This is a genomic window from Pseudoclavibacter sp. Z016, assembly GCF_002931215.1.
Taxonomy (GTDB): Bacteria; Actinomycetota; Actinomycetes; order Actinomycetales; family Microbacteriaceae; genus Pseudoclavibacter.
In genome coordinates this window covers 49,237-68,843 of the sequence record NZ_PSTU01000009.1, presented here as the reverse complement: position 1 = coordinate 68,843, position 19,607 = coordinate 49,237, and the positions used below count along the sequence as shown (strand labels likewise).

14 protein-coding genes are annotated in these 19,607 nt (G+C 69.8%); 3 read left to right on the top strand and 11 right to left on the bottom strand.

Annotated features, from left to right (window positions below):
* Positions 1-43: 43 nt before the first annotated feature.
* Together treZ and C5B99_RS05120 are read left to right on the top strand one after the other, a co-directional pair.
* A complete protein-coding gene (gene treZ / locus C5B99_RS05125) occupies positions 44-1,834 on the top strand; it encodes a malto-oligosyltrehalose trehalohydrolase (RefSeq protein ID WP_104240716.1) in 1,791 nt (596 codons plus the stop codon).
* A 256-nt stretch (positions 1,835-2,090) separates the two neighbouring features.
* A complete protein-coding gene (locus tag C5B99_RS05120) occupies positions 2,091-2,399 on the top strand; it encodes a DUF2277 domain-containing protein (RefSeq protein WP_104240715.1) in 309 nt (102 codons plus the stop codon).
* Positions 2,400-2,427: 28 nt separating this feature from the next.
* On the opposite strand, the gene C5B99_RS05115 is transcribed toward C5B99_RS05120, so the two are convergent.
* The gene (locus tag C5B99_RS05115) at positions 2,428-3,723 is read right to left on the bottom strand and encodes a DNA polymerase IV (RefSeq protein ID WP_104240714.1); all 1,296 of its coding nucleotides are present in this window, start codon (positions 3,721-3,723) and stop codon (positions 2,428-2,430) included.
* 62 nt (positions 3,724-3,785) lie between these two features.
* Between C5B99_RS05115 and C5B99_RS05110 the strand changes: the two genes are divergently transcribed.
* Positions 3,786-5,564, top strand: coding sequence for a long-chain-fatty-acid--CoA ligase (locus C5B99_RS05110; RefSeq protein WP_104240713.1), 1,779 nt, complete (start codon positions 3,786-3,788; stop codon positions 5,562-5,564).
* Between the two features lie 51 nt (positions 5,565-5,615).
* Here C5B99_RS05110 and C5B99_RS05105 read toward each other — a convergent pair whose 3' ends face one another.
* The 10 genes from C5B99_RS05105 to C5B99_RS05060 all read right to left on the bottom strand — a co-directional run bounded on the left by C5B99_RS05105 (position 5,616) and on the right by C5B99_RS05060 (position 19,552).
* Entirely contained in the window at positions 5,616-7,166 is a 1,551-nt protein-coding gene (locus C5B99_RS05105; RefSeq protein ID WP_146081944.1) for a hypothetical protein, read from the bottom strand.
* Between the two features lie 86 nt (positions 7,167-7,252).
* A complete protein-coding gene (gene gatB, locus C5B99_RS05100; RefSeq protein WP_104240711.1) occupies positions 7,253-8,767 on the bottom strand; it encodes an Asp-tRNA(Asn)/Glu-tRNA(Gln) amidotransferase subunit GatB in 1,515 nt (504 codons plus the stop codon).
* Positions 8,767-10,293, bottom strand: coding sequence for an Asp-tRNA(Asn)/Glu-tRNA(Gln) amidotransferase subunit GatA (gatA, locus tag C5B99_RS05095; protein ID WP_104240710.1), 1,527 nt, complete (start codon positions 10,291-10,293; stop codon positions 8,767-8,769). Before gatA ends, gatB begins: the two co-directional genes overlap by 1 nt.
* Positions 10,290-10,589, bottom strand: coding sequence for an Asp-tRNA(Asn)/Glu-tRNA(Gln) amidotransferase subunit GatC (gene gatC, locus C5B99_RS05090; RefSeq protein ID WP_104240709.1), 300 nt, complete (start codon positions 10,587-10,589; stop codon positions 10,290-10,292). Before gatC ends, gatA begins: the two co-directional genes overlap by 4 nt.
* Positions 10,590-10,664: 75 nt before the next feature.
* On the bottom strand, positions 10,665-13,094 hold the full coding sequence (locus tag C5B99_RS05085) for a DUF6882 domain-containing protein (RefSeq protein WP_146081943.1): 2,430 nt from the start codon (positions 13,092-13,094) through the stop codon (positions 10,665-10,667).
* A gap of 118 nt (positions 13,095-13,212) precedes the next feature.
* Positions 13,213-15,591: an NAD-dependent DNA ligase LigA gene (ligA, locus tag C5B99_RS05080; RefSeq protein WP_104240707.1), complete on the bottom strand. Its 2,379-nt coding sequence runs from the start codon at positions 15,589-15,591 to the stop codon at positions 13,213-13,215.
* Positions 15,588-16,064 carry a hypothetical protein gene (locus C5B99_RS05075; protein ID WP_104240706.1) on the bottom strand — a complete coding sequence of 159 codons (477 nt, stop codon included), beginning with the start codon at positions 16,062-16,064 and terminating at the stop codon, positions 15,588-15,590. The genes ligA and C5B99_RS05075 overlap by 4 nt, the downstream gene beginning before the upstream one ends.
* Positions 16,061-17,251, bottom strand: coding sequence for a tRNA 2-thiouridine(34) synthase MnmA (gene mnmA, locus C5B99_RS05070; RefSeq protein WP_258063077.1), 1,191 nt, complete (start codon positions 17,249-17,251; stop codon positions 16,061-16,063). The genes C5B99_RS05075 and mnmA overlap by 4 nt, the downstream gene beginning before the upstream one ends.
* Positions 17,252-17,306: 55 nt before the next feature.
* Positions 17,307-18,941 carry an MDR family MFS transporter gene (locus C5B99_RS05065; protein WP_104240704.1) on the bottom strand — a complete coding sequence of 545 codons (1,635 nt, stop codon included), beginning with the start codon at positions 18,939-18,941 and terminating at the stop codon, positions 17,307-17,309.
* The gene (locus C5B99_RS05060; protein ID WP_181064946.1) at positions 18,938-19,552 is read right to left on the bottom strand and encodes a TetR/AcrR family transcriptional regulator; all 615 of its coding nucleotides are present in this window, start codon (positions 19,550-19,552) and stop codon (positions 18,938-18,940) included. Before C5B99_RS05060 ends, C5B99_RS05065 begins: the two co-directional genes overlap by 4 nt.
* Positions 19,553-19,607 lie beyond the last annotated feature (55 nt).

The window sequence follows — 19,607 nt, the reverse complement described above, 5'->3', positions numbered from 1 at the left end:
CCCGCATCCACACCACCTCGCTTCCCACCAAGGAGTTTTCCCCGTGCGCGATTCCCGCTTCGATGTCTGGGCACCACACGCCGAGACGCTGACTCTGCACCTCGACGGCACCGAGCTGCCGATGCGGCGCACCGACGGCGACTGGTGGGTACCGGACGCGGCGCTCGAGCTCGACGAGGACACCCACGACTACGGCTACCTCGTCGACGGCGACACGACCCCCATCCCGGACCCCCGCTCGCGGTGGCAGCCGGACGGCGTGCACGGCCTCTCGCGCACCTTCGACGCCGACCGGCACCCGTGGGTGGACGGCGACTGGACCGGCCGCCCGCTCGCGGGGTCCGTCATCATCGAGGTGCACATCGGCACTTTCACCCCCGAGGGCACGCTCGACTCGGCGATCGACCGCCTGGACCACCTGCAGGAGCTCGGGGTCGACTTCGTCGAGGTCATGCCCGTCAACGCGTTCAGCGGCACCCACGGGTGGGGCTACGACGGCGTCGACTGGTTCGCCGTCCATGAGGGCTACGGCGGACCGGCCGCCTACCAGCGCTTCGTCGAGGCCTGCCACGAGCGTGGCATCGGCGTCATCCAGGACGTCGTCTACAACCACCTCGGCCCCTCCGGCAACTACCTGGGCAAGTTCGGGCCCTACCTCTCCGATCACCACGCCACGGCGTGGGGCGACACCGTCAACCTCGACGGGGAGAACTCTGACGAGGTTCGCGCGTTCATCCGTGCCAACGTGGCCATGTGGCTGCGTGACTTCCACGTCGACGGGCTCCGGCTCGACGCCGTCCACGCCCTCATCGACGACCGCGCCGTGCACCTCCTCGAGGAGCTGGCCCGGGACGTCGCCGAGCTCGAAGCGCACGTCGGTCGCCCGCTGACCCTCATCGCCGAGTCCGACCTCAACAACCCACGCCTCATCACGTCGGACGAGGCAGGCGGCTACGGACTCGACGCCCAGTGGTCGGACGACTTCCACCACGCCGTGCACGTCAACCTGACCGGGGAGACCAGCGGCTACTACGCCGACTTCGAGGGTCTCGATGCCCTCGCGAAGGTGCTCGAGAAGGGGTTCTTCCACGACGGCACGCTGTCGACCTTCCGAGGGCGCCATCACGGTCGCCCCCTGCCGGCTCACACGCGCGCCTGGCGGCTCGTCGTCTCGTCGCAGAATCACGACCAGATCGGCAACCGAGCCATCGGCGACCGCCTCACGGCGACGCTCTCCCCCGGCCAGCTGGCCATCGCGGCCACGCTCGAGCTGACCTCGCCCTTCACTCCCATGCTCTTCATGGGCGAGGAGTGGGGCGCCACGACCCCATTCCAGTTCTTCTCCTCCCACCCGGAGCCGGAGCTGGCGAAGGCGACCACGGAGGGCCGTATCGGCGAGTTCGCGCGCATGGGCTGGGACGCCGCCGTCGTTCCGAACCCGCAGGATGTTGCGACGTTCGAGCGGTCGAAGCTCGACTGGAGCGAGCTCGAGAAGCCGGAGCACGCCCAGCTCCTCGAGACCTACCGCGAGCTCATCGCACTCCGCAGGCGGGAGGCGGACATCACCACGCCCTGGATCGATGCGAGCAGCGTCGAGGCGTCGCAGGAAGACGGCACGCTGGTCATCACGCGAGGCGGTCTCGTCATCGCCGTGAACTTCTCGGCAGACGAGCGGGAGCTTCGAGTCGACCGAGCCACCGAGGTGCTCTTCTCCACGGATGCACGGGCAACGCTCGGCCAGACCACCGGCACCGTCACGGGCGCACCGGTGGGCGCGTCCGCCGTCCCGCTCCGCCTTCCAGCTGAGAGCGCCGCCGTCCTTCGCGTCAGCTAGCTTCTGACCGGCTACCCGGAGCTGCCGGCGGGAACACCGGTAGCCCGCCCGGGGCGCCGCAGAGTCGGCGGCGGCCCGCGCTGACCAACATCAGTGCACATTCGGACGCAGCCGACCAGAAACCGGCACAACCGCCAGGATCTGCACTGAAGTTGGACACAGTCATCGCGAACCGAGCCCGGAACCGGGGCGGGGAAGACCGGAGCGGGGCGCTGTTCGCCTGGTGATTGCAGCGCCTCGGCGTACCCTGACGCGCATGTGCAGAAACATCACAGAGCTGCGCGGGCTCGAACCAGCCGCGAACGACAACGAGATCGAAGCCGCCGCCCGCCAGTACGTGCGCAAGGTCTCCGGCATCACGCACCCGACCGCGCGCACGCGCGAGGCCTTCGAGAAGGCGGTCCGCGAGATCGCGCACATCACCGAGCACCTCCTCGAGGACCTCCCGGAACGGCGCCAGCCGCCGAAGACCGTGCCGCCGTTGCGTCGCCCCGAGGTGGAGGCCCGTGTCGCAGCACGCGAGGCGGGCGCCACCACGACAAGCGGCGCAAAGGCGGCATCCTAGGCACGCACACCCGGCCGAGCCCGCTGTCTCAGTGCTGGTTCGGGGCCTCGTCCTGCTTGCGGTTCGCGCGTTCGCTGATGCCGACCGTGCCGTCGCTGCGTTCCCCGCGGCCGAGCAGTGACGCCGGTCGAAGCGCGAACTTCCCGAAGCGGGCGACCGCCTGGTCGACGGCGCGCTCCGCCGCTTCCCAGTCGTCGTCCTCCTCCGCCCCGAAGAGCGACAGCTGACCCGAGCTCCCCGCCTCCACGAGCCGCTCAGCACGCACGCCGATGAGGCGCACCGGCCTGGGCGGCACGAGAGCCGCGCGCAGCATCTCCCGCGCAGCGAGGTACAGCGAGTGGCCAACATCGCTGGGCTCGGCAAGCGTGTGCGAGCGTGTGATCGTCGAGAAATCGGACCAGCGCAGCTTGATGCCGACCTGGCGCGCCTGCAGCCCCGCGCGACGCAGGCGCGTCGCCACCGCATCCGCCTGAGCCCGCACCTCGCGCTCCAGGAAGACGAAGTCGGTCACGTCCTCCAGGAACGTCTGCTCGTGGCTGATCGACTTCTCACGGCTCGCCTCCTCGACTCCCCGCTCGTCCCTCCCCCACGCGAGTGCGTGCAGCTTGCCCGCCCCCGCCTTGCCGACCGCCCGCTCCAGCACGGGCCCCGGCGTGTGCGCGAGGTCGAAGACCGTGTGGATGCCGATGCCGCGCAGCTTCGCCTCGCTCTTCTCGCCCACACCCCAGAGCGCGCCGACCGGCAGGTGGTGCAGGAACGGGATCGTCTCCTCGTGCGGGATCACGAGCATGCCGTTCGGCTTGCACTTTCCCGACGCGAGCTTCGCCACGAACTTGGTGGATGCGGCACCCACGGAGCAGGTCAGCCCCGTCTGCGCCTTCACCCGCGCGCGCAGGCTCGCCGCGATCTCACCCGGCGAGCCGAACAGCAGGCTCGCGCCGGACACGTCGAGGAACGCCTCGTCGATCGAGAGCGGCTCGACGAGCGGCGTGAACTCGCGGAAGATCTCCATGACCTGCTGCGAGGCATCACGGTACTTGCCCATGTTGCCCTGCAGCACCACCGCCTCCGGGCAGCGGGCGATCGCCTGATGCATCGGCATGGCGCTCCGGACGCCCCTGGCCCTCGCCTCGTAGCTGGCGCTCGACACCACGCCCCGCTCCCGGGTGCCACCGACGATCACCGGCTTGCCGACGAGATCGGGCCGCTCGAGCAGCTCGACGGCCACGAAGAACGCGTCCATGTCGACATGGAGGATGCTCGCGGACGCGTCGCGGTCGGACGCCGCACCCGTCTGCCGCGCCCCCATGTCTTTCCTGGTCATGCATCCATTGTGCGTCGCCCCACCGACATCTGCTGGACGCTCTGCGCGAATAGACTCTGCGCATGCAGCTGAACGAGTCTCGCGCCTGGACCGCCTTCTACGCACCCGGAACCCCGAAGGACATCGAAGTCCCCACAGGATCACTCCCGGACATGCTCGCGGAGATCGCCGAGCGCTTCCCCGACAAGCCCGCGATCGAGTTCTTCGGCGCCCAGACGACCTTCTCGGAGCTGCAGGACCAGGTGCTGCGGTTCGCGCAGGGCCTGCGCCGCATCGGGGTGAAGCGAGGCGACAGGGTGGCGCTCATCATGCCGAACGCGCCGCAGCACGTCGTCGCCTTCTACGCGGTTCTGCGCCTCGGCGCCATCGTCGTGGAGCACAACCCGCTGTACACGCGCGATGAGCTCCGGACCCAGTTCGAAGACCACGGTGCCGAGATCGTCATCGCCTGGGACAAGGCCGCCCCGACCGTGCAGTCCCTCCCCCACAGCCTTGGCATCCGCCACGTCATCGCCGTCGATGTGACGAAGGGCATGCCGCTCAAGACGCAGCTGCTGCTGCGCCTGCCGATCGCCAAGGCGCGCGCGTCGCGCGCCAAGCTCAGCGCCAAGGCTCCGGGGACGGTGCCGTTCGAGAAGCTCGCGAAGCAGCAGCTCCTCGACGCGAGCATCCCGACGCCCGGACCGGAGGATCTCGCGAGCCTGCAGTACACGAGCGGGACGACCGGCAACCCCAAGGGCGCCATGCTCACGCACCGCAACCTGTGGTCCAACGCCCGTCAGGGCGCGGCGTGGATGCCGGAGTTCACGGCAGGCAACGAGACCATCTACGGCGTCCTCCCGATGTTCCACGCGTTCGGCGTGCTGCTGTCGGTCATCTACTCCGTGAGCGTCGGCGCGAAGGCCGTGCTCTTCCCGACGTTCGACCCCGAGCTCGTCATCGAGGCGTCCAAGAAGTCGCCGGCGACGTTCATCCCGGCCGTCCCGCCCATGTACGACAGGCTCGCTCGCGTCGCGAAGGACGGCAAGCTCGACCTCTCCGGCGTCATCTACGCGATCTCCGGCGCCATGACGCTGAACGACGGCATCGTGCACCGGTGGGAGGCTGTCGCAGGCGGGCAGCTCGTCGAGGGCTACGGCCTCACGGAGACCTCCCCCGTGGCGCTCGGGAACCCCTTCACCGACAAGCGCAAGACCGGCACCATCGGCATCCCCTTCCCCTCCACGCACATCAAGGTCACCGACCCCAGCGACCCGAGCACGGAGGTGGAGCTCGGCGAGGTCGGCGAGCTGCTCATCCGGGGGCCGCAGACCTTCCAGGGCTACTGGAACCGCCCCCAGGAGACCGCTGAGGTGCTCATCGAGGGCGGCTGGGTGCGCTCCGGTGATCTGGTCGTGCAGGACGAGGATGGATTCGTGACGGTCGTCGACCGCAAGAAGGAGCTCATCATCACGGGCGGCTTCAACGTCTCGCCCTCCGAGGTCGAGCGGGTCGTCACCGAGTTCCCTGGTATCGCCGAGGTTGCCGTCGTCGGCATCAAGCGCGGCGGGGGTGCCGAGGTGGTCACCGCAGTGGTGGTGCTCGACGAGGGGGCGACGTTCGACGAGGGAGCGGCCCGCGCATTCGTTCGCGAGCGACTCTCGGAGCACAAGGTCCCTCGCTCCTACGTCGTGTGGGAGGAGCTCCCGAAGTCGCTCATCGGCAAGGTGCTGCGCAAGAAGGTGCGGGATGCGCTCCAGCAGAACCGCAACGCGACAGCTGCGCCAGCCGATGACAGCGTTGCTCCGGATGCGGATGGCGGAGCGGCGGCCGAGTCAGCCTCCGACACGACCGGAAAATAGCGGGTGGCCCGCCCCTGCGACGCACGGGCGGGCCGCAGCCTCGGGAGGCGATCAGCCCCCTGCGACGTACCGTTCGCCGTCTTCGCTCAGGCGGGTCCCCGTGGGGCCTTCGAGCTCGACCAGACCCGCTCGTGCTGCCTGCCGGACCGACGCGGCGACGTTGACGGGGACACGCCACGTCATGCGCTCGAATGCGTTGGCGATCTCCGCGGCCGTGACCTCACCATCGGCGCTGAGGATGGCGGCGACCGCGATCGCGATGCGCTGCCCGTTGTTCGTCGGCTTGAGGTCGGACGCGAGGTCCTCGAGACTGCGCTTCGCCTGCGAGGCGGCACGAGATCGGCTCGACGCGGCGCCGCGCGCACCCGCCCTCGTGCGGGATGCGATGGGAGTGCTGGTGCTCCCACCGCGACTGTCTGGAGCTGAGTCGCCGGCTCGCCCCGCAGCGGACGCTCGCCCCTGACCAGCACGGACTCGAGTCGACGCGCGCACGGACGAGCCTGGGTTTCGCACCCGTCCTGGCCCTGCCGCTTCATCCTCGACTCGCCCCGGCGCACCGGTCACGGACGAGGGCGAGACGGCTTCCGGGTCCTTGGCGCTGTTGATCCCGGAGGGGCGGCGCGCGCGTCTGGCGCTGGCCTCCACCCCCGACCCGACGCTGGCGGCACCGGAGCCGCTCCGGCCGGACGACCTGGTGGGCCTCTCGTCCTTCGTCGGCGCATCGGGGGCCACCGTGCGGATGTCGATGGGAGAGAGATCCGCCGCGTCGACGCCGAACTCGACGACGGCGGTCACGTAGGTATCGAAGACTGCACGGTGCACGGAGGTGTCATGCTGCTCGACAAGCGCGACGATGCCGGGGATGGCGCGGATGAGACGCGCGAAGCCGTGCGCCTCGTCGCCTTCGTCGGAGAGCAGCGCCGCGTCGCGGACGGTGCGCTCACGCGCGCTCGGTTCGGCCTTGCCCGGCTTCTGCTTGCCAGCTGCGGGAGCGGGTCTGCCTGGCGTCTTCGCCTCCGGCTTCCTCGCTCCTGGCTGCGTTGGCGTGCTGAGCCCGTCGTCCGGAGCAGACGCGCGAGGCTTCTCGGCAGACGAGTCTTCCTCGAGGGAGCTCTTGCCGACCTGCTTGGCTTCGCGGCCGGGATTGCCGGTCTCGCTCTTCTTGTCAGACTTGGCCCTCTTGTCCGACTTGGCTTTCTTGCCCGACCTCGACTTTTCGTCTGACTTGGCCTTCTTGTCAGACCTGGCCTTCTCGTCTGACTTGGCCTTCTTGTCAGACTTGGCCTTCTCGTCTGACTTATCTTTCTTGTCCGACTTGCTCTTCTTGTCCGACTTGGCCTTCTTGGCCGACGTGGTCTTCGTGGCGGACTCGGCGTGCTGCTTCTTGCCCTTGGGCTCTGCCGCGGCGACGGGATCGGCAGCTGACGGCGCGGCCACGTCTCCGAGGGAAGCCGGCCGCAGCACCGTCTTTGGCGGCTGCACGCGCTCCTTCTTGACCTTCGCCCGAGGGCCGCCCTGGGTGGCGTCGGGTCGCTCGACCGGCGTGTTCTTGCCTGACTTCTTGTTCGACTTCTTGCCCATACGACTCACTGCTCCGTTCACCGAGGCTCTGTGGCTCTGACGCTAGCGCCAGAGCCACAGAGGCACCTCAGTCGTGCCCGACAATTCCTCGGTGTACGACGTGGGTCCTACGAGTTCTGCGCGCGCTCCAACACGAGCTCGCGAACGCGTACCGCGTCCGCCTTGCCCCTCATCGCCTTCATGACGGCGCCGATGACCGCGCCTGCGGCCTGCACCTTGCCGTCACGGATCTTGGCGAGCACGTCGGGCTGCTGCGCGAGGGCAGCGTCGATGGCCTCGATGAGCGGACCGTCATCGCTGACGACGGCGAGTCCGCGTGACTCGACGACCTCCGCGGGTGAGCCCTCGCCTGCGAGCACACCCTCGAGCACGTCTCGCGCGAGTCGATCGTTGACGGTGCCCGCCGTGATGAGCCCGTCGAGCTCCGCGATCTGCGCCGGCGTCGCGAGGTCGGTCGCCTGCACGCCACGGTCGTTGGCGATGCGCGAGAGCTCGCCCATCCACCACTTCTTCGCACCGGCAGCCGTGGCGCCGGCGGCGACGGTCGCGTCGACGACGTCGAGGAGGCCCGCGTTGGCGATGTCCTGGAACTCCTGGTCGGCGAAGCCCCACTCCGCCTTGAGGCGGCGGCGGCGAGCGACGGGTGCCTCCGGCAGCGTGGCGCGCAGCTCCTCGACCAGCTCGCGGCTCGGGCGCAGCGGCATCAGGTCGGGCTCCGGGAAGTACCGGTAGTCGTCGGCATCCGACTTCGGACGACCGGACGAGGTGCGTCCCGTGTCCTCGTGCCAGTGGCGCGTCTCCTGCGTGATGCTGCCCCCTGCTGCGAGGAGCGCGGCCTGGCGCTGGATCTCGTAGCGGACGGCCCGCTCGATGGACCGGAAGGAGTTGACGTTCTTCGTCTCCGTGCGGGTGCCGAGCTTCTCCTCACCGCGCGGACGCAGCGAGACGTTCGCGTCACAGCGGAGGTTGCCACGTTCCATGCGGGCCTCGGAGACGCCGAGGGCGCGCACGATGTCGCGGATCGTCGAGACGTAGGCCGCTGCGAGCTGCGGCGTCTGCGCTTCGCCGCCGAAGATGGGCCGCGTCACGATCTCGACGAGTGGGACGCCAGCGCGGTTGTAGTCGACCAGGGAGTACTCGGCGCCCTGGATGCGCCCGGTGGAGCCGCCCACGTGGGTCAGCTTCCCTGCATCCTCTTCCATGTGGGCGCGCTCGATGGGCACGTGGAACACGGTGCCGTCTTCCAGCTCCACCTCGACCTCGCCGTCGAACGCGATGGGGTCGTCGTACTGCGAGATCTGGTAGTTCTTCGGGTTGTCCGGGTAGAAGTAGTTCTTCCGCGCGAAGCCCGAGACCTCAGCGATCTCGCAGCCGAGGGCGAGCCCGAGTGCGATCGAGTAGCGGACCGCCTGCTCGTTGACGACGGGCAGGGTGCCCGGGAGGCCGAGGTCGACGGGCCCGATGTTGGTGTTGGGCTCTCCGCCGACCTCGTTGCCCGAGTGGTTCGGGGTGTCGGAGAACATCTTGGTCTTGGTGCCGAGTTCGACGTGCACCTCGAGACCGATGACGGGCTCGTAGAGTTCGAGAGCGCGGTCGTAGTCCATGAGCTCTGGCTTGGCCATCAGCGTGCACCTGCCTTCAGCTGGGGGGCCTGCGAGAGCAGGGGCCCACCCCAGCGGTCTTCGAGAGTCTGTTCGAGTGCCGCGGCCACCGTGTAGAGGCGCGCGTCGTCCCGAGCGGCTGCCATGAACTGGATGCCGACGGGCAGGCCGTTCTCCGGCGCGAGGCCGCCCGGAACGGAGATGCCGGGGACGCCGGCGAGGTTCGCCGGGATCGTCGTGAGGTCGGCCAGGTACATGGCCGTCGGGTCTTCCGCCTTCTCGCCGAGCTTGTAGGCGGTCGTCGGCGAGGTGGGTGCTGCGAGCACGTCGACCTCGGCGAACGCGGCGGCGAAGTCCTGCTGCACGAGTGTGCGCACCTTCTGCGCGGAGCCGTAGAACGCGTCGTAGTAGCCGGCGGAGAGCGCGTACGTGCCGAGGAGGATGCGACGCTTGGCTTCGTCGCCGAAGCCCTTGCTGCGCGTCGCGGACATGACTCGCTCGACGGTGGTCCCCGAGGGGTCGGTGACCCGCAGGCCGAAGCGCACGGAGTCGTAGCGCGCGAGGTTGCTGGAGGCCTCCGCTGGCATGATCAGGTAGTACGCAGCCACGGCGTACTCGAAGTGCGGGGTCTCGATCCAGGAGATGATCGCGCCGCGTTCCTCGAGGGCTGCGAGCGCCTCCTGGAATCGCTGCGTGACGCCGGCCTCGAAGCCGGCTCCGTCGGCGATCTGCTTGGGGACGCCGATGCGCAGGCCACGGACGGAGTCGTCCGCGCGTCCCGCGAGTGCCGCCTGCGTGAACGACGGCCACTCGCCCGTGAGGGAGGTGGAGTCGCGTCGGTCGTGACCGGCGAGGACGTCGTGCAGTGCGGCGGTGTCGAGCACGCCGCGTGCTGCCGGCCCGATCTGGTCGAGCGACGAGCCGAGCGCAAGCGCGCCGTAGCGGCTCACGCCACCGTAGGTGGGCTTCATGCCGACGGTTCCGGTGACGGATGCGGGCTGACGGATGGACCCGCCCGTGTCGGTGCCGAGCGCGAGCGGCGCCTCGTAGGCGGCGACGGCAGCGGCGGAACCGCCGCCGGACCCGCCTGGGATGCGCTCGAGGTCCCACGGGTTATGGGTCGGCCCGTAGGCGGAGTGCTCCGTCGAGGAGCCCATCGCGAACTCGTCGAGGTTGGTCTTGCCGATGATGACGAGGTCGTTGTCGCGGAGGCGCTCGACGACGGTCGCGTCGTACGGCGGCACCCACCCTTCGAGGATGCGCGAGCCAGCGGTCGTCGGGGTGCCCTTGGTCGCGATGTTGTCCTTGACCGCGACGGGGACACCGGCCAGCGGCGAGAGCTGCTCCCCCGCTTGGCGCTTCGCGTCGACGCGTCCGGCTGCGGCGAGTGCGGAGTCGGCGTCGACGTGGAGGAAGGCGTGGACGTCTCCGTCGACTGCCTCGATGCGCTCGAGGTGCGCGGTGGTCGCCTCGATGGAGCTGATGCTGCCGTCGGCGATCGCCGCGGCGAGGTCGGTCGCGCTCAGGCGCGTGATGTCGGTGCTCACTGCTCTTCCCCCAGGATCGCGGTCACGCGGAAGCGAGTTCCATCGCTGTCCGGGGCACCCGCGAGTGCGGCGTCGCGGTCCAGCGGCTCGCCGACCTCGTCGGCTCGCGTCACGTTGTGCATGGCGATCGGGTGGGTCGTCACCTGGACGTCAGGCGTCGCAACCTCCTGCACTTTCTGGATGAGGTGCTGGATCTCGATGAGTTCGCCGGTGACGCGCTCGATCTCGCCTTCGGCGAGGTCGATGCGCGCGAGCTGAGCGAGGTGCTCAACGTCGGCGGCAGTGATGTCGGTCATTCGTCTCCGATAGTGAGTCGGCCAGGGCTGGACAAGTCTAGGCCGCGTGCTGACGCGGCCGTGCTCCATCCGTGGCTACTGGCGTGGTGGCTGCTGCTGGGGAGGCTGGGACGATGGCCCATTGCCCTGCCAGCGGGGGTCGTATCCGGGCTGCCCCGGCTGGGCGCGCTGCTGCCCCGGGTACTGCGGCTGCCCCTGGTAGGGCGGCTGCCCCGGCTGAGCGGGCTGTTGCCCCGGGTACTGCGGCTGGCCCTGGTACGGCGGTTGGCCTGGAGTCTGCGGCTGGCCCTGGTACGGCGGCTGGCCGTGCTGGGGCTGCGTGCGCGCAGGCTGGCCGTTCCATCCGCCGGGCTGCGGGTTCTGCTGCGCGCCGCGCGTCGGCGGGAACTGCTGCGGGGCGCCCTGCTGGCGGGGATCGAAGCCCCCGGCCGGGCCAGGGTAGGGAGTGCCCGGGTACGGCTGGCCCGGCTGCTGCTGGCCGGGGTACGGCTGGCCCGGGTTGGGCTGGCCCGGGTTGGGCTGGCCCGGATACTGCTGACCCTGGTTGTGCTGGCCCGGATACTGCGGCTGTCCCTGGCGTGGGTCACGCTGCTGCTGGGACGGCGCGCGACCGAAGTCGTTGCCGGCTGCCGGCTGCTGCCCCTGCCAGGAGCCACCTTGCTGCGGTGGCGGCCCCTGGGGCGGCTGTCCCTGCTGGCCCTGCGGCCCTGGCTGCTGGCCCTGTCCGGGGCGCGCTGCACCCCATGGACCCTGAGGCTGGTAGCCGCCTGCCGAGCCAGGCTGCCCCTGACCCTGGGGACCCTGATTCTGCTGGCCCGCGAACTGCCGACCTGGAGCCTGCTGGCCCGGGAACTGCTGACCCGGGAACTGCTGCCCTGGGAACTGCTGCCCCGGCGCCTGCTGGCCGGGGAACTGCCGTCCCGGCGCCTGCTGGCCCGGGAATGACTGCCCCGCCGGGTAGGCCTGTCCGGGATTCTGCTGCGGCTGAGGTTGCTGCCACGCTCCCTGGCCTTGGCCAGGCCCGGGCTGGGCGCCGGGCTGCGGCCAGCCCTGACGAGGAGGCTGGCCCTGGTTGCTCGGCTGCCCGAACTGCGTCGGCTGAGCGACCTGCGGTGGGTTGGCCAGGTGCGGCGGCAGGAACCCCTGGGCCGCGCCCTCACCAGGCGCAGGTGCTGGCACGGGCGGAGGTCCGCCGTTGGGAGGAGCGACGGCGGATGCTGGTGTGCGCTCCCATCGGGGCGAGGCGTCGAAGGGCTGCCAGGGCGCGCTCGGCGCCTGCTGCTGGGCAGTAGCCGAGGATGCTGCTGGCGCCTGCGACGCCGACGCCGCGCTCGGCTGATCCCGGCGCTGCGGGATCGGCACGTACGGAGCTGAAGCCGGCACGACGGGCGGAGGCGGAGTCGGGAGCCCCGCCGGCGGCACGACCGGGACGGGCGCGGGCTGCTGGGCCTCGAACGACGGCGCCTCGCGAGGATGCACCGGCGGAGCGGCGGTCGAGGAGGCGGTGGGGCTGACGTGCAGCTCGGCCGGCGCTTGGCTCTCCGATGAAAGCTCGGCCTCTGGGCCCTGCTCGCCCTCGGTGCGCGAGTCGAGGGTGGCCGATGGGGCGGTCAGCGAAGAGGAGGCGGTGTCCGCGGCCGATTCGGAAGCCGGGTGGGGGTCCGCTGCGGTGGTGTGCTCGACACCGGGATGAGGAGCGGGCGCGGGATCCGAGAGAGGCGCGGGCTCCCGAGCGGGGTCGGGTTCCGTAGTGGGCTCAGGCTCCGAAATCGGCGCGGGCTCCGAGACGGGCGCAGGCTCGACTGCGGCCTCGGGAGCGCTGTCGTCTCCGGTCGGGACCGCGGCGGCGGGCGCCACGCGCACCACGAGCACCTGCTGGGCGTCGTCGAGTGTGATCTCGACCAGTCCGTCGCCGGTCGCCAGCTCGTAGCTGGCGGCTCCCGTGCGCTGGAGCTGCGAGTGCGTCCGCGCCGCGTAGGAGTGCAGGGCACGCACGTGGTCGCTCAGGACACCCGCGTCGACGGCGTCGAGGATGGCGCGCGTCGCGCGCTCTGCGGTCGTGGTCGCGTCGGGCCCCGCCTGCACCATGAGATGCACCTGGACGCCGGGCGCCGCTTCGACGACGACGCTGTCGCGGGAGCGCGTCAGCGCCTTGGCCGCGAGGACAAGGTGGAGCGGAGACGCCTCTTCGGTCTTCACGACCGACGAGGAGAGCTGCTCTGGCCCGCCGTCGAGCACGAACGAGCGCACCCGGCCGGCAAGCTCGATGGCCTGCTCCGGGAAGCCGTTGACGTTGTTCCAGCCCCACATCCACGTGCCGGCGCTCTGCGCGACGCTGCCGATGAGCTGCACCGGAAGCACCGTCGCGGCCGGTTGGGTCTGATACGTGATCGACGGGGCGGTGAGGTCGACGTCCCATCCGGCGTCGCCGAGCTGCTCCGTGAGCTGCGCGTGCGCGTCGAAGTGGAGGATGGCGGCGTCGTCCGCCAGATCTTGCAAGCTCACGCTGAGCATGGTTCCCCGTTCCCCCGCGGCGAGCCATTGCCACGGCCTGCACACTGTAGCCGAGCGACCGGTCCGCCGCCTCGGAGTCCGCTTCCTGTCGCCGGTGCGCGCCGAGCTCTCATTCCGCGTCGGCTCGCAGGTGCTCGACCGCGCTGGGTCCACCTTCGAGGAGCAGGCGGAAGCCGTCTGCGTCGAGGATGGGGATGCCGAGCTCCTCGGCCTTCGTCAGCTTCGAGCCCGCTCCGGGCCCTGCCGCGACGAAGTCGGTCTTCTTCGACACGCTGCCAGCGGCCTTCCCTCCGGCGGCGATGATCGCCTCCTTGGCGCCGTCCCGCGTGAACCCCTCGAGGGTTCCCGTCGCCACGACGCTCAGGCCGGAGAGCGGTCCCTCGGTGCTGGTCCGCGCGCCGGGGCCCGGATGGTCCGGCGTCGAGAAACGCACACCGGCAGCGCGCCAGGCCTCGACGATGTCACGGTGCCAGTCTTCCGCGAGCCACTCGACGATCGCGTCCGCGATGGTCGGGCCGACGCCCTCGACCTGGGCGAGCTCCTCGGCGGGAGCCGCCTCGATCGCCTCGAGGGAACCGAACCAGTCCGCGAGTGCCCGCGCGGCAACGGGGCCGACGTGGCGGATGTTGAGCGAGACGAGCTGACGCCAGAGGTCTTTCGTCTTGGCGACCTCGAGCTGCTCGAGGAGGGTCGTCGCCTGCTTTGAAGGCTCGACGAGCCTGAAGTCCTTCTTGATGCCGGCCTTGCGCCGCTCGGCGGGCGTCATCTCCTCGGAGCCCGGCGGGTAGACGAGTGAGACCTTCTGGAACGGAGCTCGTCGGATGAGCTCGCCCGTCTCATCGTCGGTCCTGGGCTCTCCCGTCTCCGAGTCGCGGACGACGACCTCGATGGGGACGATCTCCTCGAGGGTGAGCGCGAAGAGCCGAGCCTCGGTCTCGAGCGGAGGCAGCTCGGGCACCGTCGGCTGGGTCAGCGCTGCGGCGGTCACCTCGCCGAGCGCATCGATGTCGAGTCCCCCGCGCGAGCCGATGTGCTCGACTCGGCCTCGGACCTGGGCAGGACACGAGCGGGCGTTCGGGCAGCGCAGGTCGACGTCGCCCTCCTTCATGGGACGCAACGGGGTCCCGCACTCCGGGCAATCGCTCGGCATGACGAAGTCGCGCACGTCGTCGCCGCGCAGCTCGAGCACCGGCCCGAGCACCTCCGGAATGACGTCCCCGGCCTTGCGCAGCACGACCGTGTCGCCGATCTTGACGCCCTTGACCCGCACCACGTCCTGGTTGTGGAGGGTCGCCATCCGCACGACGCTGCCCGCCACCTTGACGGGTGCCATGATCGCGAAGGGCGTGACGCGCCCGGTGCGTCCCACGCTCGCTGCGATGTCGAGGAGCTTCGTGTGCACCTCTTCTGGCGGGTACTTGTAGGCGATGGCCCAGCGCGGCGCGCGGCTGGTCATGCCGAGCTCGTCGTGCAGCTCGAGCTCGTCGACCTTCACGACGATGCCGTCCAGCTCGTGCTCGACGGAGTGGCGTTCGGCCCCGTAGTGCTCGACGAAGTCGACGACGTCGTCGACCGCCTCGGCGACCTTGGCGTACGGGGTGACGGGCAGGCCCCATCCGGCGAGGAGCTCGTAGACCTGGCTCTGCGAATCGACCGGTGGTGAGGGCCACGCGCCGATCCCGTGGACGTACATCCGCAGCGAGTGGAGTCGGAGCTCGCCGGCCTCGCGTTCGAGGCCGCTCTTCTTCTCGAGCTGCTGCCGCAGGCCCCCGCTGGCCGCGTTGCGCGGGTTCGCGAAGTCGGGGAATCGCTTCGTGGCCCGCTCCAGCTCGGCCTGCTCGTCGAACTCACCGCGCGTCGCGGCGGGCCGGGCTTCCCACCTCGCCCGGTACTCGTCGACGGCACGGGGGCGCAGCGACGCCTGGAACTCGTTGAGCTGCGTGAACGCGGCGACCGGGATGAAGACCTCACCTCGGACCTCGACGATCGGCGGGTGCCCCTCGCCCGAGAGCGCTTCGGGGATGCCGTCGATCTGCAGCGCGTTCTGCGTGACCTCCTCGCCCGTGCGACCGTCACCGCGAGTTGCCGCGGTGACGAGCCTGCCGTGCTCGTAGCGCAGGGCGATGGCGAGGCCGTCGATCTTCAGCTCCGTGAGCCAGGCGACTCGGCGGCCCGCGGCCGCCTCCGTCTTGGCGCACCACTCGCGCAGCTCGTCGATCGAGAAGACGTTGTCGAGGGAGAGCATGCGCTCCGCGTGCTCGATGGGCCGCAGGCCGTCAGCGACGCCGCCGCCGACCGTCTGCGTCGGGGAGTCCTGCGACTGCAGCTCGGGATGCTCGCGCTCCAGCTCGTCGAGCTCGCGGACGAGCGTGTCGTACTCGGCGTCCGAGACGAGCTGCGCGTCGCGCTCGTAGTACGCCGCCTGGTACTCGGCGACGAGCTCCCGCACCTCGGCGACGCGTTCCCGTGCATCCTCGAAGCTCGTCACGCTGTCGCTCCTGCACGGGAGCTCAGGGTCGCCATCGCGGCCTTGCGGCTCACGGAGAGGAGCCAGTCCTTCTTGCCCGCGAGGCGCTTGGCGGCGCGCCGCTCGCTGGTCGTCTCGAGGTAGCTCTGCACGATGCCGACGACGGCGATGAGCACGGCGAAGACGGCGAACACGATCTGCCAGGTGGGTTCGAGCTGCATGAGGAAGTTCGAGGCGAGGAACACCGTGCCGCCGATGAGGAACCAGAGCACGAGGGCGAGGATCCAGTCCTTCGCTCCGAACGGGCGCGCCTCCAGGGTGCAGCGCTTCGCGAGCTGGAGGGCTGGCGCGTCGAAGTGCTCGTCGTAGTCACTGCGCCAGCGCTCCGAGTCGGAGAGGTTCTTGTACTTCGCCGCCCAGCGCTCCGCTCGGTCGGTGAGCATGTCCATCGCCTCGCCGTCTTTCAGGACCGAGCCCTCAGCCTGCTTGCTCATGCCGCCTCCTTCCCGTCTGCGCTGCCTGCAACGCCATCTTGCGCGGTGCTCTCCTGCACGGCGCTCACGGTTCGGTCGATCGTGAACTGGCCGAGCACGCTCGTGCCGACGTAGACCACGGCAGTCTGGCCTGGTGCGACCCCGACAAGCGGCTCGTCGACGACCACGCTCCATTCGACGCCCGGGATGGTGGCGTCGTCACGCGTGCTCGCGGCGCTCGTGCTCACACGCGCGGTGGCGGGGACCGGATCGGCGTGGGCGCGGATCTGGACGTCGCAGCGGAACGCGCCGTCGGCCTCCGTCTTCGCGGCGCCCGTCCAGCTCATCCGCTGGCCGGCGATCTCCGCGATGTTGAGCGCCTCCTTCGGCCCCACAACGACCTCGTTGGTCTTCGGGCGGATCTCGAGCACGAACCGCGGCTTCCCGTCGGGGGCTGGAACGCCGAGCCGAAGCCCCTTGCGCTGGCCGACGGTGTAGGCCGTCGCTCCGTCGTGCTCGCCGAGCTTCGCGCCGGCGCTGTCGACGACCTCGCCGGTGGCTGTGCCGATGCGGTCACCGAGCCATCCCCGAGTGTCGCCGTCTGGGATGAAGCAGATGTCGTGCGAGTCGGGCTTCTGCGCGACGCTGATTCCGCGCTCGGCGGCCTCCGCACGGACGAGATCCTTGGAGGGCGTGTCTCCGAGCGGGAAGTAGCAGTGCTCGAGCTGCTGCTGGGTGAGCACGCCGAGCACGTACGACTGGTCTTTCGCCCAAGCACTCGCTCGGTGCAGTTCGACGAGTCCGTCCTCGCCCGTCGCGAGGGTGGCGTAGTGCCCCGTGCACACGGCATCGAACCCGAGGTCGATGGCCTTCTCGAGGAGCGCCGCGAACTTGATCTTCTCGTTGCAGCGCATGCAGGGGTTCGGCGTGCGGCCGGCGCTGTACTCCGCGATGAAGTCATCGACGACGTCGAGCTTGAACCGCTCGGAGAAGTCCCACACATAGAACGGGATGCCGAGGAGGTCGGCGGCACGACGGGCGTCCATCGAGTCCTCGATGGTGCAGCACCCTCGAGACCCCGTGCGGAGCGTGCCTGGCATTCGGGAGAGCGCGAGGTGCACGCCGATGACTTCGTGCCCGGCCTCGACGGCTCGGGCTGCTGCGACGGCGGAATCGACCCCGCCGCTCATGGCGGCTAGAACTTTCACCGGATAAGTGTACGTCGGGCCTCCGACACCGCCCCGTGTGCGGAACAGGTTGGGGTCAGCCGATGTGCGTCGCCGAGGTCGTCGTGGCCGGCTCAGCACCGGTCGCGAGCGGCTTCTCCTTCAGGAAGGACAGCGCGATGATGGAGATGACCGTCAGGGGCACAAGCGCGAGGAAGATCGGGATGAGCGCCTCGTTGTAAGAGCCGACGATGATGGCCCTGAGCTGATCGGGCAGCTCAGCGATCGCCGCCGGCGTGAAGGAGCTCGCGCCGTCCTCGGCGGCTGCCCCGTCCGGAAGACGGTCGGCCACCATCTGCGTCAGCCGCGCTGCGAAGACCGAGCCCACAACCGCGGAGCCGAGCGTCGCGCCGACCTGGCGGAAGTAGTTGTTGGCCGCCGTCGCGGTGCCCACGATGCGAGCGGGGAACGAGTTCTGCACGATGAGCGTGAGCAGCTGCATGCTCCCGCCGAGTCCGATTCCCATGATGCCGAGGGCGACGCAGATCATCCACACCGGGCTGTCGACCGTGACGAACGAGAGCACCAGGAGCCCGGCACCGAGCACGGCGGACCCCGCGATGGGGACCCACTTGTAGCGCCCCGTGCGCGAGACGTACTGGCCGCTCAGGATCGATGTGACCAGCAGCGCACCCATCATGGGGGTCATCAGCAGGCCGGACACCGTTGGTCCGGACCCCGTCACCATCTGCAGGTAGGTCGGCATGTAGCCGAGCGTGCCGAACATGATGACGCCCGTGGAGAGGCTGGCGATCGTCGTCAGGATGAAGTTGCGGTCGCGGAACATGCCGAGCGGCATGATCGGGTTGGCGGCACCGCGCTCGACGAAGACGAACGCCGTGGCCGAGACGACGGCAAGCGCTGCGAGCAGCAGGATCGTCGGCGACGTCCACGCGTACTGCGACCCGCCCCACGTTCCGACGAGCACGAGCGCGGTCGTCGCGAGGGAGATGAGGGCCATGCCGCTGACATCGATCCGAGTGCGTTCCTGCGCGGGGCGCTTGGGGAGACGGAGGAGGAAGATCGTCGCCAGCAGCGCAAGAGCACCGAGCGGCAGGTTGATCCAGAACACCCAGCGCCATCCCGGCCCTTCCGTGAACCAGCCACCGAGCAGCGGGCCAGCCACGGAGGAGAAGGCGAAGACCGCGCCCATGACCCCCATGTACTTGCCACGCTCGCGCGCGGGGACGACGTCGGCGATGGCGGCCTGCGACAGGATCATGAGGCCACCGCCGCCGAGCCCCTGGACGATGCGCGCGCCGATGAGCAGCTCGATCGAGGGAGCCAGGCCGCCGAGCACCGAGCCGGCGATGAACAGCCCGATGGCGATGAGCAGCAGCGGCTTGCGTCCGAACAGGTCGGAGAGGTTGCCGTAGACCGGCATCATGACGGTCGACGCCAGGATGAACGACGTCACGACCCAGCTCATGTGCTCGACTCCGTGGAGCTCCCCCACGATGGTCGGCATGGCGCTGGAGAGGACCGTGTTGTTGAGCGATGCCATGAGCATCGTGACCATCAGGCCGAGGAAGAGCGGAACGATGCTCCGCTTGTGGGACGTGCCGGTCGTCGCGCCAGCCGCGGGCCTCGCTGCGCGCGCGCCGTCGCTCGCGCCGGTTCCTGTGCCGGTCTCGGCGCGGGCCTGCGAATCGATGCTGGGGGGAGTCGTCATAGGGATTCTGAGATCGCTTTCCTGAATACGTCGATAGAGCGGTTGATGGCGGCTTCCCGGTCGACCAGGATGCCGTGGGGGTCGTTCCGGCTGGTGAAGCGCAGGATGGTGGCGGCGAGCGACAGGAGTGCCTTGGCGGACTCGATGCCGTCAGGCAGCGGCTCGGTCGAGCTGTCGCCGTCCTGCTCGGTCAGGATCGCGAGGACGATGTCCTCAGCCGCGCTGATGTGGCGCCTGAGGCGCTCCTCGAGCACTGGGTTCTGGTCGGCGAGCGTGCGCCGCCGTGGGAAGTCGTCGTGGTCGGGGATCGCCGAATCGAGGACGGCCAGCATGAGCCGCATCGTGCGGCCGAACGAGTCACCCCCGCTTGCGCGGAAGTCCTCGAGGGCGCCGTCGGGCAGGGTCGGTGCCTGCATGCCGAGCACCGCATCCTCTTTGCTCGGGAAGTAGTTGAAGAAGGTTCGGCGTGAGACGCCGGCGCGATCGCTGATCGCGTCGATCGTGGTCTCGTCGAGGCCCCGCTCGATCGTGAGGTCGGCAGCGGCATCGTGGATGGCGTGCCAGCAGTCAATGCGGTTGCGTTCGCGGAGGGAGAGGGCTGGGTTCGACACCACTCAAGAATATGCATGAGTGCAAAGTTTCACAAGTGCAAGTTTCCTGTGCAGG